Genomic DNA, 16,684 nt, shown 5'->3' on the forward strand with positions numbered 1-16,684 from the left:
TAATAGGTTTGAAAATGGCAAGTTATTCAGACAGCATCTTTGGGTACGGGACCCAGACTCCCTACCTGACCGGTGGAAGCAATGGCGGTGTTGGCGCATCCGACGCTGTGGGTTCCTATTTGCAGGCCCAGCCGACGAGTGGGATCTCAGGCACTGGTTCGACCACGGATCTTTCGAGCATCCTCGGACTTGGTGCTAATCCGAATAGTATTTACCCGAATGCACCAACGGCAACCCAGTCGAAAGGTTTCCTCGGCGGCATGGGTGGGCTGGACGGCCTCAATATGGCGCTCGGTGGTCTGAAGACCATTGGGTCCCTGTGGCAAGCCTGGGAAGCCAACAAGCTGGCCAAGCAGCAGTTCAGCATGCAGAAGAACGTTGCCCAGACCAACCTGACGAACCAGATCTCGAGCTACAACACCGCGCTCGAAGACAAGATCAATTCTCGCTACGTCACCGAAGGCAAGTCCGGCGATCAGGCAGCAGCCTACATCGCTTCGCACAAGCTGGCTGACGCCAGGATCTAAGGGATACGAACATGGCACCTCTGACTTGGCGAGAAGTATCGGCGCCGAATTTCTCCGGCGTCTCGGAATCCCAGCGCCTGGCCGCCACGCTTTTGAACAACGGTTTCGACAGCCTTACCGGTGCAATCTCCGGCTATAAGCAGTCCCAGAAGGACGCTGACACCGGCAAGTTCCTTGCTGGCATTGCGCAGTATACGACCCCGGATCAGCTCGATGCTGCTCTCAAGTCGGGCACCGCATTCGCCGGCGTCGATCCGTCGAGGATCACTCCGGATGCGATTCGATTTGCTACCCAACAGCAGGGCACGCTTCTGAACAACCAGAACCAGCAGATGGCAAATCAGCAGACGCAGTTCGTCAACGATCGGACCCGTGCGTTTGAAGCTGCCCGTCCGGCAGCTGATGCGGCTATCAACGACATCCGTGCAGCCTACGCTCTGGGTACTCCGGAAGGCAGGGCACAGGGCGATGCGCTGATGAAGCAGCACACCTCGTCTCTTGCCGCGGCGGGATATCGTCCCGAGCAGATCTCCGGACTGGTTGACACCAATGCGGCCACAGCTGCTTCGGGCCTGGCTCTCAACGACGCCATGACCAAGTCCAAGGATGCCGCCACGGAGCGGGATCAAACCCTGGCGGCCAAGGATCTTTTGGCTGCCGTGTTGCCACAGTCGACGAATGCGGCCGATGCGCAGCAGAGGATCCAGTCGATGGATATCCGCCCGGAAGTGATGTCGAGAACGCTGGGTCTCCTGAAGGACCAGGGCGAAGCTCTCTTCCAGACAGTCGATCCGCAGCGGGCAATCCTGGATCAGACGGTTCGGGAAGCTCAGGCGTCCGGTAATCCGATCGAGAGCGTGACCAACAAGATCATCGGCGTCGAAAGCAGCGGTCGAGCCGATGCTCAGAACCCGAACTCGTCGGCCGGCGGTCTCGGCCAGTTTACCGATCGGACCTGGCTTAACACGGTCAAGCGGTATCGTCCGGACGTTGCCGGCACCATGACCGATGACCAGATCCTGGCCATGAAGAAGAACACGACTCCGGAAGGCAAAGCTTTCCAGAAGGATATGACGTCGGCCCTGACCACGGAGAATGCAGGTTTCCTGCAGTCTCGTGGACTCCCGGTGACGGAAGGCAACATCTACCTGGCCCACTTCGCCGGGCAGGGTGGTGCTGAGAAGCTCCTGAAGGCAGATCCGAATGCTTCGGTAGAGTCGATCCTCGATGCAAAAGCCATCGAAGCGAACCCGTTCCTCAAGGGAATGACGGCCGCTGATGTTCAGAACTGGGCTGCCGGCAAGATGGGTGGCAAGGGTGATCGAGTCGCTGCATCTTCCGATGCTCCGGCTTCGGCCGGTCAGCAGGCCACGGATGCGATCTCCAAGGCTCTCAGTGTCACTGCCCAGAATGCATCGGCGGCCGACAACCAGTCGCTGATCGATGCGGGCACGATGTTGCAGAACGACGCCCAGCGGATCGCCGAGGACTCGAAAGCAGACGCCGGCTTCGACCAGATGCTGCCGGTGCTGACGGATCTCATGGATGGATCCAAGAAGACCTCGACGATCGAGGAAGTCGCTGCTCAGCTCAACAAGGACAGCCCCGATATCCCACTCGATACGCTGACCACTGCCGTCAATGACGTCATGAAGCGCACGGGTGTTTCGGCGGATGTGGCTGCAGCTGCAATCAAACAGGGTGGTATCTACGAGAACAACTACTTCACCGATCTGGACTTCAGCGGCAATGCCCGTGCTGTCGACGTCAACAAGGCCGTGGAGAACGTCGGCAAGTTCTTCGATCCGAAGACCGGCAAGCCGCTCAAGGGAACCCAGCAGCAGCTGGAAGTCCTGCGGGCAAAGCGCAGCAGCGAAGCCATGCTCCAGAACCTGGCGGGCCAGGTCGAGGCGGCCAAGACGGAATACTTCCAGGCCAAAAGCCGCAAGGGTGCCAACTCGGAAGCAGCCCTCCTGCGCTACCAGGCTCTGCTCGGTCAGCTGAACAAGACGGTGAAGGACTACCAGGGCAGCAAGATCCTGACGGCCAACACGAATGCGTTGACCGGGAGATAATATTTTCTCTGGCATTAATTCTGATTTTCAATAATATGGGGACCAATTCGGTCCCCATATTTTTTAAGAAAATCCGAGAGAGATTATGGCCAATATCCTCGACCTCCCGTCGCTCATTGCTTCCTACCTGGATCCAGCAGCTGAGCCGGCGGTCTCTCCGGTCGATACAGGTGTGGCCACGACTGCAAAGACCGATCGGATCCCTGGTGCGGATCCTCTGGTTCAGACCACGGACAAGACCGATCGCCTGCCGACCGAAGCTGACAAGCTGATGTTTGACGCTCGCCAGATCAAGAGCGCCCTGAGCAATCCGGATGCGGCCGCACTTTACACGCTGTCCCGTGAACGGGGCAACGGACTGACGGCAGGCAACCAGATCGCCAACGATTACGACAAGCTGCAACCGAACGAATTCATCGCCAAGTATGGCGACAAGCAATACCAGGACATGGTCGCTCTGGGTGTCGGCGGCAACGAGGTTCGTCGTCTCGCCAATGCAAAGCGCACTGCTCCCCAGCACCTGGCCGATGTCGGCCGGGATGTCATTGCGGGTGTTGCCCAGACTGGCTTGGGACTTGCTCAGATGGGTGCTCAGGCTATTCCCGGTGAGGCGGGGGACTATGTTTCGGCCAAGATCGCCGAAGCCTCCTCGTCGGCTCAGGAGAGCATGAACGAAGTCCAGACGCCTGAATACCAGCAGAGGCTGTTCGTCAATTCGCTGCGCCGTGAGCTCGATGCTCAGGATGCGAAAGCCGCCTCAGATCGTGATCCGAGCACCGGCTTCGTCAAGACCCTGCGCGATATCGGCCGTGAAGCGTTCATGGCCAACAACCGAACCTGGGAAGATCCCTTTGCTCTGGAGTCGGGTATCGCTCAGGGCGTTGGTTCGCTGATCACCGGTGGGCCGACAGCCAAGGTTCTCGAGCGGGCCTCCGCGGCAGCAGGCCGGCTGATTGCTCCTGAAGTCGCGGCAGTCGGCGGTGTCGTTGCCAGGGCCGGACAGGAAGCAGTCGAACAGGTTTCCTTCCCTCTGGCAGTCGGCGCCATGGAAGGCGGTTCCAATGCGAACCAGGCGATCGAGGCTGTTCTGGGTCAAGACGATCTCGCAGCCCAGCCTGAATATCAGCGCCTGGTCGCTTCCGGCATGTCGCCGGATGCAGCTCGCTTGAAGTTGGCGGCCAATGCGGGCTCGATTGCAGCCGCCGTCTCTGCGCCTCTGGCAGCAGTTACCGGCAAGCTCGTGGAGCCGATCGAGCGGGCTCCCTTTGCTCATGGTTCCGTTGGCGGCCTGCTTACGGATGCCGGCAAGGAGTTCGTCGAGGAATCGGTGCAGTCGGGTGTTGGCCAGTTCGCCAGCAATCTGGGAGAGAAGGTCTCCGGCGCCAACCCGAACCAGGTCCTGTCGCAGGGTGTCGGTGATGCTGCCTTCGAAGGTGGTATCGCTGGTGCTGGTACGCCTGTGGCCACCAAAGGTCCGGGCCTCGTCCTGAGCAAGACGGCCCAGGCTGCCGGCGCTGCGCTGATGTACCCGATCAACAAGGTGCTCGATGCCGGCGATCAGCGGATCGCTGCCAATGAAGCCCAGTCGAGTGTCTCTTCCGAGAACCTGGCTCCTGCCATGCAGGCTGCAGCCGAACAGGCTCCCCAGGTCGCTGAAGGTCTCCAGACCCTGGCTCAGGAAACTGGAGCCAACCAGGAAGACACGGACGCTCTGATTGAACGGGTTGTTCAGGCTTCGCAGCTCACCCAGGAGGAGATGCAGGGCGTTCCCCTGTCTCTGGTCCAGGACCTGGTCGACTTCGGCAAAGCGAACAATCTGCCGGAGAACAAGTTCACGGCTCTCCACTTCATGGCCGAGGTTGCCGCCAACGACGAGAACACGGACGAGGAGCGGATTGCCGCCGGCACGTATGTCGCTCGCAACATCGAGGACAACAAGAAGCTCTTCCAGGAAGATCTGCCGACGCTGCTCCAGGATCTGCCTCACGATCGCGAGGAATACCAGCAGCTCAACGGCTATGCCTCGATCGTCAATGCGATCCAGCAGAACCCGGAGATCCAGAATGCTCTCTCCTGGGTCCAGGAAAAGATGCGTATGCCGGAACAGGATATGTCCGGTGTCGATTTCAACACGCCCAAGGGCCAGCAGATCGTCGAACAGGCGGTCAACGTCGCTGCCGTGGCGCCGCATGCTGTCGACTTCAATACCGTCAACACGATCCTGAGCCAGGCCGATAGCGGGCTGATCAGCCTGTCGGGCGATAGGTTGCGGGCTCTTCGCAGTGCGTCCGCTCTCCAGAACGCCGGCCGTCTCCGTGCAGCCCTGAACAGGGTTCCGGAAGCTGGTCTCATCGAGCAGGAAGCCGGCTCCCTTCAGCAGGAGATCGAAGCAACTCCCGATCCTGATCAGGCGCTGAAGTTCGTCTCCCAGCAGATCAAGGAGACCGGTGGCCGCAAAGCTGATCACCTGTCGCTGTCGCAGCACATCGCCGGCATTTCTCAGGCGGTGACCCAGGGAGATCTGAAGACGGCACGGACCAAGGCCCAGCGGCTCTATGGTTTCGCCCAGTCCCGCATCAACAAGTTGGGTGCGGTGAACCAGTCGATCGCCAATGGCGACGGCAAGGATGTCTCCTACCAGAACTGGTCCGGAACGGAATTCTACACCGACAAGAAGGGTGTGGGCGTCAAGGCTGGATCCTCCGGCGGCCAGAGCTTCGCTCGCTCGGTCTATGCCGATGCCCGTGCTGTCGCCCAGCTGTCCAATGACATTGCCGGGATCTACCCGGCATTCGGTCTGGCAGAGCTGTCGGTTCCCGACCTGGCTCCCGTCGCCAATACCGATGTGGATAAGAATAGGGGAAGCTCGACAACCGCAGCTCCTCAAACGTCTCAGGCTACCACGACCAAGACATCTGAAAAGAAGCAGGTGGAGCTTCCCCTTCCGCCAACCCAGCCCGCCAGGGATTTCGGGGGCGAAACCTCGGCGGTCGAGGCTGACGTCCCGGAATCTACCGGCAAGGCTGAGAAGCCGTCAAGCGAACAGGACGATATTCCTGTCGCTGAAATTTCGAATGATGTGCCGGCTCCTGCCCAGACTGAGCAGGTTGCCAGAACCGAAGAAAGCGTTGCCACTCAGGACAGCACTCCTGAGCAGGCTCCTCCGGCCATTGTCGACAACGGCAAGATCGACCTTGAGACCAAGGCCCCGAACCAGGAAGAGACCAAGTCGGTCGAACCGACATTGGCTGATCGTTTCCCGCACCTGGTTCAGTCGGCCGGCAAGAACATGTTCCACCAGGCTTTCCGTCTTCCCAAGACGGTGAAGTCCCGTCTGCTCGGTCTCCAGGATCCACTGCGAGCAATCTGGAAGATGCTCGGCTCGGAGCAGGAGCTGAAGGCGTTCATCGGCAAGGACATCGACGCCTATGATCTCGTTGAGAGTGACGCGGAGAATTTCCGCAAGCTTCTGAAGCTGGGCAATGCTGCGCTCAACATCATGACGGACTCGCTGGCGTCCAAGCTCGACAAAAAGACGCTGGCCAAGATCAAGGACGGCACACTCTCGATCCGATCCAGGGATCTGCGTATCCTCAATCTCCTGGAGCTCGATGGGAACGACAATTTCCAGTACAATCAGGAGCTTATCCAGTCGGCCATGATTGCCGGCCTGGATTGGGCTCTCAACATCGCAGAGCGTTCCGCTCCTCTCAAGGCTGATGAAGTCGCTTCCATCCTGGGTATCGACGTGGGTGAGGCAGCTCGCTACCTCGACGAGTTCAACCGTGGTTTGTCGCTGACCACGGCCAAGCGTTCGCTGGCTGAGCGGATCGAGAAGTTCTGGGGCGTACAGGCCAACCGTGATGCCCGCAAGGCGTTCACCGTCGGTATCCCGGAAGCAGTCGCGGCCGAGATGCTCGAAGCCTTCCATGAGATCGGCCTCATCGAGCTCGGCGTTGCCAAGTTCCCGGAGATCGGTCCCGACAAGAACTTCAACCGGGTCTGGCTCGACACCCGCAATCCGAAGCTCCAGGAGTTCATCAACAATTTCGACAAGACGTCGACGTTCTTCACGGACCTGGCTCTGACCGATCGTGAAGGTGAGGGCGCTTCGATCGGTTCACCGATTACGGACGTTGCCCAGACCCAGCATCGCAATCCGATGGTGCGGCTGACGAAGCAGAACAAGAGGGCGCTGGCCAATGCACAGCAGGCGCCGTATCGGCCGAACACGATCGTCCACGACTTCTTCCAGGCTCTGGGCGAGGATCGTTACGTCTCGATGCTGGTCGGTCATCCCTACAAGTCGGGCGATCTCGACAAGACCCACAAGCAGATGGGCCTGAACAAGGGTCACTGGAAATCGCTCCAGGGCCAGATGCGCAGCTACGTTTCCTCCTACAGGAACGTCACCAGGCAGATGGCCAAGGTCAAGGCATATGCCGACAAGCAGGGCATCCCTCTCGAGGAAGCGGCGATCTACTACGGCCATGACATCAACAAGCTCGGCCGCCCGCAGATGCGTGGCCTGAGCAATCCCCAGACCGACAAGGGCGCTCGTGAAGTGTTCATGTCCACTGGATCGACCTTGGATCTGGCTGGCAACACCGATGACATGGACTTCTTCCTGCAGACGGTTGGCCAGGGCATCGGCCTGAAGACCGAACAGGACACCCGTTCGACGATCGTCGCCAAGGTTCTGGAGAAGGTCTTCACCGAGGGCGGTTCGTTCTATCCCCTGGTTCAGGAACTGAAAGCCTGGGTCGTTGCTCGGGAAGCCGGTGAGGATACCTCGATCCCCGCTTCGGTCGACGCACAGATGCAAAAGCTGGGGCTCTCCCAGCACGGCATCCATTCGCTGATCTCGGTTGCCCGGTATCTGCACGCCGAGGAAACGAACCAGGATCTGAGCAAGTTCCAGACGTCCAACTACCTGGAAGCCGACGGCAAGACCAACGGCCCGATCAATGCGCTGATGCTCTTCACCAGCGGGTTGTTCACCTCTGGCTGGCTCAAGGCAGTCGGCAAGGGCGGCGCTTTCGTTGGTCGGCTCGGTCAGACGTTAAACAGCTGGGGCGACAGGGTCGACCTCTACAAGGATGGCGCCAACGTCACCCAGGTCAAGCTCGAAGAGCTCGGCCAGGATATCCGATCCAATGGTTCGCCGGAAGCAGTTGAGCATTTCCGGACGTTCCTCCGGCTCTTCAAAGGCTTGAACGCCAATGTGAAGGTCAACGCCAGCGGCGAAGTCACCATCGAGCGCAACCTCACCAAGAACCCGCTAACCATCACCATCTATGGTTCGGGTCCCCGTGGCATTGCCGGCAATATCGCCGGTGAGCTGGTGACCGAGTTCTACAAGAAACTGTCGGATGCGATGGACGGGGGCGAACAGCCGGCGGCCGAGCTCCTTCAGGATCTCAGCACACTCACCTCGCAGTCGATCCGCAAGAGCAGGAAGACCCAGAAGTTCTTCATCGCAGGCAATGTCGAGCAGGTTGGCGGTGACGCCGGCACGTTCGAGTTCAGCCCGGAGCAGTTCAACACGCTGCGGGACAATGTCCACGCCATGCTGGTCACGCCGATGGTCTCGGCGATCAATGAGCAGGTGACCCAGCATGTCGCTCCGGTGAAGGAGGCCCTCCTCCAGGCAACGCAGCTGCAGTCGATCATCCTGAAGAACCTGTTCGTCACGGAAGTGGCCAAGCGGATCGCCCAGATGAAGGCTGATCCGGACAAGTATGACTACCGTGACGGCGAGTTTCTCTCCCAGGGAGAGCTCGATAATATCACGGATAATCTCAAGCGATTTTCTCCGATAATCGACACGGGCACCCAGTCCTACATGCTCTCCGGTGGAGAGACCGGGGATCTGTTCGACACGACCACGGTCGATGTCGACGGCAAGGCGATCAAGGTCTCGGCTCCGGAAGACTACGCCCGCACGCTCAAGAGCAGGCTCTCGACGCCGGCCTTCGTCACCGGTCCCACGACTGTTGGTGTCGGCGGCGTTCCCACCCTCACCATTGGCTCGGGCGATGCCCAGATGATGATGAACTTCCTGTCGGAGAACCAGGATGCGGCCAAGCGGGTTCTGCATGTCTTCGACGGTCTGAACGTTCCGGCCGACCAGATCGAGAATTACTCGAACCTGATCAACCAGGCGGTCTTCCAGACCTGGACCGGCAACACCAACCCGGTGCGTGCGGTCTATGACAGCTTCAAGGCTTTCATGGATGCCAAGCCGATCGAGTCCCTGTTCACTGGTTCGGACAACCAGCAGCAGCTCGCTGCCCTGAACGAGATGACCGCGGTGGATCTGGTCCGCTCGAAGTTCAAGGACGAAGAGCGCATCGATGTGGCAGGCGCCCAGGAGCTCATGAACCGGGTGCTCAACAAGCTGAGCAACCTGGCCGACGATACGGACATCCGCCGCCAGGTGCTTTCCGAGATGCCGTTCTCCATCGACCAGATGGCCGGCGGCGAAACGCCTTATCAGAACCAGGGCAAGATCCAGGTCCCGGCGAACGCCAGCGACGAGCAGATCCTCGACGTCATGAACAAGCGCTACCGGGAAATCCAGGCAGAGAAGACTGCCAGGGCAAAGCGTCAGCCTGTCATCGAGAGCCAGGCCGCCAACAACTCCGGCGCCACTGAGCTTCGGATCTCGGACATTGCTGGTCTGCCGGCGGTCAAGGGGATCTCCGACGTCCAGAAAGAGATGCTGGATGCGTCGATCGAGAGCCTCAAGGACAGCGGCTACAAGATCGTCTACGGCAATGCCGACCAGCTCGATGCCTGGGAACGGGAGTACAACGCCGATCTCTTTGTTCCTGGTTCGAACAACCAGGACTTCGGCCGCACCTATGTCGCCAAGAAGCTGATCGTGATCCGCAACATGACCGCTGAAACAGTGGTGCATGAGCTGATCCACGCCTCGACCATCGAGAAGATGACCAATCCCTCGTCGAGGGAAGAGCGTGAGGCCGTCACCAGGATCATGGGGCTGATGGGTGAGTGGGTCGACACTGTCGACACGGATATCGATCTCGATCCGACTGCCGCCATGGCTTATGACGTGGTCACCGGCCTCATCGACAGGAACCGGACGGTTCCGGCCATGAATGAGTTCTTGGCCTATGTCCTGGCGAACCAGGAGCTGACGAAGCAGGCTGCCAATGTCAAAATCACCAACCCGGTTCTCCGGATTATCGGCGATGCTCTGAATGCGCTCAAGGCGCTGATCTTCGGCAAGACCAAGGTGACCACGCCGGCGGAAGATCTCCTGTCGAACCTGCGCTTCAACGCCCGCATCCTCATGGGTCCACAGACCCAGGTGGAGGGATTGAAGCAGGATTTCGCCGACACGGTGCTGCACCAGTCGGCTACCTTTGGTTCGGACGATCGCCTGAGCGGGCTCCGTGAGGCGTTCAACCAGAAGATCGTCTCCTGGATCAATGACGCCGAGATTGGTCAGCGCAATGCGGCAACCCGTAAGGCTGCTCGTGATCTGCGCCAGGATGATGCCGATGACGCCAAGCAGTCGGCGCATGACGTTGCATCCGAGTTCGCTCTGCACTTCCCAGACCTGGGAAACATGCAGGCGTTCTCGACCTTCCAGATGATCCAGCAGGCGCTGATGACGGAAGCCCGTCTCAACACCAACTCTCTGGCTCGCACGGAAGAGCTCTACCGGCACGTCATCGACAAGCTGGTTGTGGAAGACTTCATGGCCGATCCAGACCTGAACGATCCGAACGATCGTCTCCAGGCCCAGGACAAGCTCAATTCGCTGAACGGCACGTTCATCAAGCGAACCGACAAGTTCGGCCGCTCCTCGCTGATGTCTTCGTTCCTGTCCCTGGCTCTCACCAGCGACGAGTTCCGCAAGATCCTCTCTGAGATGGATGTCCCCGCCTCGGACAAGAACGCGGACGGCACGATGGATGCTCGCCTGGAGAACTGGGCCAATGCCGGCATCGACCGCATGTCGCTGTATCTCGCCGGCGAGAAGGGCACCAACGTTCGTGATGCTCTCGACAGCCTGACGGCCGCGATGATCGAGAATGTCGGCGACCAGCGCAGCTACATCGAGCAGCAGTCGGAGGGTCGCTTCGACAAGATCGAGCGGGCCGTTGCTGACAAGATCCAGGATGTCAGCGACAAGGTCGTGAAGAAAGCAACTGACCTGAAGGCGGCCAGCAAGAGCAAAGCTGTTCGGGCTGCAGCCAATGTCGCTATCGTCGCGGCGACGATCGTCAACGAGTCGAGCGCAACCGAAGCTGCCCTGGGTGCAACCGCCGCCCTCAACAAGCATGGCGGCTTCCGTGAGATCCGGGCTCTGCTCAACGAGGTGAACGGCCGGACCCGTGAGAACGGTCCGATCTACGACATGATCGCCAAGGTCCGTGCCTGGGTGCAGCAGACCCGTCAGCAGTATCGTGACGAGCTGCCGATCAAGCTGGCCAAGGCTTTCACCCGGCCGGTGAGCCAGGATCAATGGACGGCGATGTTCAAGGCCCTGGGCAAGACGGATATCGCTTCCCTGGTTCAGTATCACGGCATTCCGACTGCCCTCGAACTGGCGACCAAGCCGCAGCGTCTGGCCTATGAGATCCAGCAGCTGGAGCGCTCGATCAAGGCTCTCGATGCCAACCGCTTCGACAAGCTCAAGGCAAAGTCCCAGCAGCTCGGTCATTTCCTGATGACTGGCGAGCATGGTCCGAAACTTCTGCGCAATGCAGAAGCGATTGCCCGTCTGCTCTGTGAGCGGGGCCAACAGATCATGGCGCCGTCGGCTCAACTGGTTGACAGCATCGATCGCCTGGTCAGCCTCTACGCGCTCCAGGAGCTGGACGAGAAGACCATCGACGCAATGACGAACCTGGTCGACGGCGAGATGAACGGCCTCGACTTCGTGACCAACTACCTGGTTGGTCAGCGTAAGGAGGAGATGCTCAAGGCCGGGAACACGAGTGAGGGTTTGCTCAACCACTACAAGGGCCACATCCCGTCCGAAGCTCAGCAGGGCGGTTCCCTGATCATCGCTTCCGACAGCGAACATGGGCGCCTGGTCAGCCGGGGCTACAAGCAGATCGCCGCCTACACTGGTTCCTCGGCCGACAGGTCGCTGGGAAGGCGGTCCTATTATTTCGCACCGGTGTCGGGAACGGCGATCTTCAACCAGGGTGTCCTGCAGACTGTCCACCAGACAGTTTCGGGTGTGGATCCGGAGACGGGCTACACGACTGGCGAGCTCATGGCCGGACGCATCGACGATGCCCAGACCGTGCAGCTGATCAATCGCCAGCTCTCCAACCAGGTCGAAACAGCTGAGAACCTGCTGCCGGTCTACGATGGCACCGGAAAGGTGATCGCATTCGAGCGTGCAGCCAATCCTGCAATGCTTCAGAAGCTGAACCGCTCAACGGACCTGGCCAAGATGATCGGCGTCTGGCGGGGCCGCCAGGTCGAAGAGCTGCTGGCTCAGGAGAGCAACAAGCAGCTGGTCGACAATCTGCATGCCATCTGGGAGTCCGACAGCAAGGCTGGCAGGGCGAACGAATACGTCAACATCGCCAAGCTGGGCTCGAGCCAGAAGGACGATCCCATCCTGGCCGAGGCAGCTCGGCTCATTCCGGACGGAACCAGGGATTACATCAAGCAGGTGTTTGGTCGTGACGAGTTCTGGGTCCGTCGTGACATGCTGCTCGACACATTCGGCGCCCGCCAGGCTTCGATCGGAGATCTCTTTGGTGGCAAGACGCGGTGGAACCCGTCGGTCTCTGGTCGCTTCGAGAAGCTCGCCATGGGGGCATTTGGCAACAAGGCGTATCCGACGTTCGTCTCGATCGAGAAGAACATCCAGGAATTCGTCTCGACGGCCAAGACCCGGATCGTGGTGAAGTCGGTGATCGTGCCGGCGGCAAACGCCGTCTCGAATATGTTCCAGCTGATCGGCCGCGGCGTTCCGATCCGTCATGTCATCCATGGCTTCGGAGCCAAGACGACAGAGATCAACGCTTACATCAAGAGCCGGGCTCGTGAGGTCGACCTGGAGGCGGATCTGCGAGCAGCCGAGGGCAAGAACAACCTGGTCGAGATCCGCAAGATCTCGAACAAGATCCAGTCGCTGAAAGACGGCTACAAGCGCATGTCGATCTGGCCTCTGATCGAAGCCGGCGAGTTCTCGGCGATCTCGAATGGCAATGTCACGGCCGAAGACCTGGCGCTTGCCGATGGCAGGTGGTCGGACTGGATCGAGCAGAAGGCTCGGGAACTGCCGGCCGGCTTCAACACCGTGGCACGATATGCGCTGGTGACCAAAGACACGGCACTGTTCCAGGGCCTGGCTCGATCAGTCCAGTATGGTGACTTCGTAGCCAAGGCGATCCTCTATGACGACATGATCGGCCGCCAGAAGCTTTCGAAGAAGGATGCCCTGGTCCGGGTGGGTGAGCCGTTCGTCAACTACGATCGTCTCTCGGGCCGCACCATGCAGTATCTGGATAGCATCGGGTTGATGTGGTTCTACAAGTACAAGATCCGCATCATGAAGGAAGCGGCCTACCTGCTTCGCCACAACCCGCTGCGCTCGCTGCTGATGACCGTGGCGCCGGCACTGCCCCTGATCGGGGACATCGGTTCGCCGGTCTCGGACAACGTGCTGGCGATTGCCAGTGACGGCAAACTCGGCTGGTCGATCGGGCCAAACATGGGCCTGCACAGCTTCGGGCTTAACCCCTGGATCAATCTTGCAAGGTAATGGCATCTACTTTACTGGTTCGAAAAACGAACAACGAACCAGGGGATGGCCGTAATGAAGTGGATAACGCGGCTGATCGCGGGATGTGTCGCGATCATTGTGCTGCAGGTCACATTCGCTTTCATTGAGGGATCCAAGGGACAGCTTCCGGATCCCCAACATTTTGATCGCATAATCTCGCTTATTTACTTATTAATCCTGCTGCTAATTTTATACATAATCGGCTGGATTATACGCGAAATCAGAGAGCGCTGATTATGCAGGACGGCTCAAAGCCTTCCTACGCACTTTAATACGGTATGCTGGTTTGTGGGGGAGTGCTCTATCTCTAGGAGCCTCCTTCACGACTTGCGGCCCGTCGACGCTTTGGTATATGTCGAATGCGATTTCGGATTGAAGGTTGAGTTTCACCTTCATAAGGAGGTCATACTTGAATAGACATAGTTCCTGATTCATGATCATTCTCCGCAGGAGGGGCGTTCTTTGAAAAAATTTATCGTTGTGGGGATTGTATTTCTGGCGGGATGCCAAAGTGACCCAATGCCGAATTTTAGAGACGGCTACTATTACATGGCGGGTGATTTGAACTGCGCCTACATGCGCACTGTCGCCCCAGGCCAAGCTGAATGCTTCAATAAAGATAAGCAATCTACCGGCTTGCGGCGTGCTATGTCCCCCCAAGAGTTGGTGGCCTGGAACCAGATCCAAGCTCAGAACCGGGCTGTCGCGGGGGACTATACACCCCCACCAATGCAACCCGCGCAATATCCAACAATGCAGACGCCCCAGGTGACGCCTCTTGGCCGTCCTGGCGGGAGCCAGACGAGATGCATCGGGGTAGGGATCTACGCCAACTGCCGGACTTACTAGTCAGCAGCGCCATGGGCGACTAGCAGCCGGACGATATCCGCTGCTTTCCCGGTCACCGGGCGACGTTTGCCATTCGGCAGGACAAGGTAGATTTTCTGCCAATTATCGAATGAGACGAACACACGGCCGTCCACCATCTCGATACGTTGTTCAGGCATCAGCGCCCTCTCCAACAATGAACGATAATGGAACCTTATCGTTCGTTTTAGTCTATCGACAACCGGTGCGGTTTGGGCCTTTTTCAAACGGTTAAAGCGCCGTCAGTGATCACTCCAGGATGGCATATCGTAGGCGTCGTAGCTCCCAACGCCATAGCCGTTTTCATCGTTCCCGAATTCGTAGTAGTGGGCATCCTCATCAGGTTGGCATTCCTTCCGGTCGGCATCGAGCCAGCGGAGGATCGGCAGTTGCAGACCGTTGTCGAACACGACATAGCTCTTTGGCACACAGATGCTGGCCACTCCGATTCTGATATCCTTCATGGCGCCGATTCGGCAACTGTTGGCGCTCACTCGGATCCCCTGATGAAGATGACGGCCGACTCGATTAGATCTGGTTTTGCGACCAGATCCACACGGAGGAGGAGATGGAAATCGTCGTAGCTGTCCTGCCACATCTCAGCATCGAGCGTGCCGTCCGCGGCGAACCACCAGGAGCGATGATCCTTGAGCCAGACACCGACATGGACGAAAGCCTTTTGCCGCGCTTCGTCGACCGACTCGGCCATGACAATGATGTCGCCGCACGAATATTCCTTCAGGCAGCCGGCGGCCGCCCAGTGATACAGGTTCATCCTGGTTCCTCTGAATTCGATGGGTGCCTGGTCTCTCAACCAGGCTGGGCCAGATGCTTGCCTTTAGCGCCGTCCTCATACCCAGGTTGAGATAGCCGACGTGTAGAACGCCCTTGTGTCTCGTGCCGGGTTCTGTTGGACCTCGGAGCCCTTACGGGCGAATTCAGCGGCAGAGTTTTTGTACAGACGTGCAGCCGATTGGTCTGTCGCACTTGCCCGAAGGGGGGCCGCTAGATGACGCGGAAGTTTTGGCGGTAAACGATGGTGAGACCATCTCCCGCTCGGGTGCTTTCTTCACCCGCCACCTTTACCAGCTTTCAGCGCCTGCCCAGGTGGCTTGGAGTCGCTCTCTCTAAGGCCCCCGACGGGGGGACCTATTGTCTCGTGCGTCTTCCTTGAAGATTGCGTATGCGATGACTGCTACCACGACGAAGATAATCGCGAAAGTCATTATGGGGATTATCCAAAAGATTATAAAGATAATCCCCAAAGTGACCAGCGCCGCCAGGAGAAGCGCTTTGAAGAGCGCCATGAGCTTACTGGGTCGGCTTCGTCAGGTTGGCGAACAGCGACTTGGCTGCCACTGCCGGATCAACGGCCGGCTTAGGAGTAGCCGGTGCTGCGGATGACGTCAGATCCGGGAAGATCTTCATCGCCACCGGTGCCGGCACTTCGTTGGGCTGGGTGGTCTCGGGTTCGTCGACGTCGAACGGAGGCTTGGTGTCGACGACAGCTGCCGTCTGCTCGCTGACAGTCCCAAGGGACTCAGCGGTCTCGACCACCTCTTCCGTGGTCTCCTCGGTGCTGTCGGCCGCCTGTGAGGCTGCAGGAGCCTCTGCAGCAACTGCTGGCTTCTTGGTCCGGGTTCCCTTCGGCTTGGCCGTGTCGGTGCCCTTGGTTCCGCCACCGGTGCCGCTGCTGGGTTCGTCACCAGCCTTGAGAACGTCGATCACGGCAATGTGGCCATTGTCGTCGGTCTCTTCGATCCGGATATGGATCTTCTGGTCTTCACGGATGGTGATCTGGCTGAGAATCGTTTCGCGCAAAGCGCTCTCGATCTCGGAATTGGTCAGGATGATCTGCATGTCTGGTTATACCTCGTTGAAAAGTCGGAGTAGATTCTGGAACATGGGCGTTCGAACGCCCGAGTGGATGGAGGCAACAGCGTCGGCGATATGCTCCGATTTATCACCGGGTTTTCCACCCTTTCCAGGCGGAAGGATTATCTCAGGATAATAAACGATCAATTGATCGATCATCTCCCTTTTAGTGGCAGTTCGTTTTCCGGTAAATACCTTCTTATTTTCGGTGGCTGTCACCTCGATAAGCGGGATCCCCATGGCTCGGATCATGCCCAAGATCCCCATCTGGACACCATACGCAGCCATAGTTCGGGCTGACTGGCTTCCAACGGGGCATTCGACGAAGATGATCTTGGCCTTCTTGACGGCCAGGAACACAGGCGTTGACAGCTGCTCGGCCAGCCATAGATCGTTGGAGTTCACTCTGACCTGTTTACCCTCCAGATCCTTCGGCTCGATGATCGAACCAATGGGGGTGGAGAGCACACCGGCCGTGAGGTCAAGATTGCCCTCGGCAAGACCCCAGTGCCGAAGACTGGGATCCATGCCGAGGACGGGGATGAGCATCTCAG

Annotated in this window: 8 protein-coding genes; 3 read left to right on the forward strand and 5 right to left on the reverse strand. The window is 58.9% G+C overall.

Annotated elements, in window-relative coordinates; genetic code table 11:
* Positions 1–14 precede the first annotated feature (14 nt).
* The 3 genes from NKJ04_RS17590 to NKJ04_RS17600 all read left to right on the forward strand — a co-directional run bounded on the left by NKJ04_RS17590 (position 15) and on the right by NKJ04_RS17600 (position 13,367).
* Positions 15–527, forward strand: a complete 513-nt coding sequence (locus NKJ04_RS17590) for a hypothetical protein (protein ID WP_352676831.1) — start codon at positions 15–17, stop codon at positions 525–527.
* An 11-nt stretch (positions 528–538) separates the two neighbouring features.
* A complete protein-coding gene (locus tag NKJ04_RS17595; protein WP_352676834.1) occupies positions 539–2,602 on the forward strand; it encodes a hypothetical protein in 2,064 nt (687 codons plus the stop codon).
* 172 nt (positions 2,603–2,774) lie between these two features.
* Complete coding sequence (locus NKJ04_RS17600; protein ID WP_352676837.1) at positions 2,775–13,367, forward strand: hypothetical protein; 10,593 nt, start codon at positions 2,775–2,777, stop codon at positions 13,365–13,367.
* An 866-nt stretch (positions 13,368–14,233) separates the two neighbouring features.
* On the opposite strand, the gene NKJ04_RS17605 is transcribed toward NKJ04_RS17600, so the two are convergent.
* From NKJ04_RS17605 to NKJ04_RS17625, 5 genes are all read right to left on the reverse strand, one after another.
* Entirely contained in the window at positions 14,234–14,395 is a 162-nt protein-coding gene (locus NKJ04_RS17605) for a hypothetical protein (RefSeq protein WP_352676840.1), read from the reverse strand.
* A gap of 102 nt (positions 14,396–14,497) precedes the next feature.
* Positions 14,498–14,749: a hypothetical protein gene (locus tag NKJ04_RS17610; RefSeq protein ID WP_352676843.1), complete on the reverse strand. Its 252-nt coding sequence runs from the start codon at positions 14,747–14,749 to the stop codon at positions 14,498–14,500.
* Positions 14,746–15,030: a hypothetical protein gene (locus NKJ04_RS17615; RefSeq protein WP_352676846.1), complete on the reverse strand. Its 285-nt coding sequence runs from the start codon at positions 15,028–15,030 to the stop codon at positions 14,746–14,748. Before NKJ04_RS17615 ends, NKJ04_RS17610 begins: the two co-directional genes overlap by 4 nt.
* 536 nt (positions 15,031–15,566) lie before the next feature.
* Complete coding sequence (locus tag NKJ04_RS17620) at positions 15,567–16,115, reverse strand: hypothetical protein (RefSeq protein ID WP_352676849.1); 549 nt, start codon at positions 16,113–16,115, stop codon at positions 15,567–15,569.
* A gap of 6 nt (positions 16,116–16,121) precedes the next feature.
* On the reverse strand, positions 16,122–16,679 hold the full coding sequence (locus NKJ04_RS17625; protein ID WP_352676852.1) for a hypothetical protein: 558 nt from the start codon (positions 16,677–16,679) through the stop codon (positions 16,122–16,124).
* Between the last annotated feature and the right edge of the window lie 5 nt (positions 16,680–16,684).

This window comes from Mesorhizobium sp. M0618 (assembly GCF_040320765.1).
Lineage (GTDB): Bacteria > Pseudomonadota > Alphaproteobacteria > Rhizobiales > Rhizobiaceae > Mesorhizobium.

Bases quoted from the DNA above. Each gene is read 5' to 3' on its own strand.
- NKJ04_RS17590 (WP_352676831.1), top strand. From the start codon at position 15: ATGGCAAGTTATTCAGACAGCATCTTTGGGTACGGGACCCAGACTCCC.
- NKJ04_RS17595 (WP_352676834.1), top strand. From the start codon at position 539: ATGGCACCTCTGACTTGGCGAGAAGTATCGGCGCCGAATTTCTCCGGC.
- NKJ04_RS17605 (WP_352676840.1), bottom strand. From the start codon at position 14,395: ATGCCTGAACAACGTATCGAGATGGTGGACGGCCGTGTGTTCGTCTCA.
- NKJ04_RS17615 (WP_352676846.1), bottom strand. From the start codon at position 15,030: ATGAACCTGTATCACTGGGCGGCCGCCGGCTGCCTGAAGGAATATTCG.
- NKJ04_RS17620 (WP_352676849.1), bottom strand. From the start codon at position 16,115: ATGCAGATCATCCTGACCAATTCCGAGATCGAGAGCGCTTTGCGCGAA.
- NKJ04_RS17625 (WP_352676852.1), bottom strand. From the start codon at position 16,679: ATGCTCATCCCCGTCCTCGGCATGGATCCCAGTCTTCGGCACTGGGGT.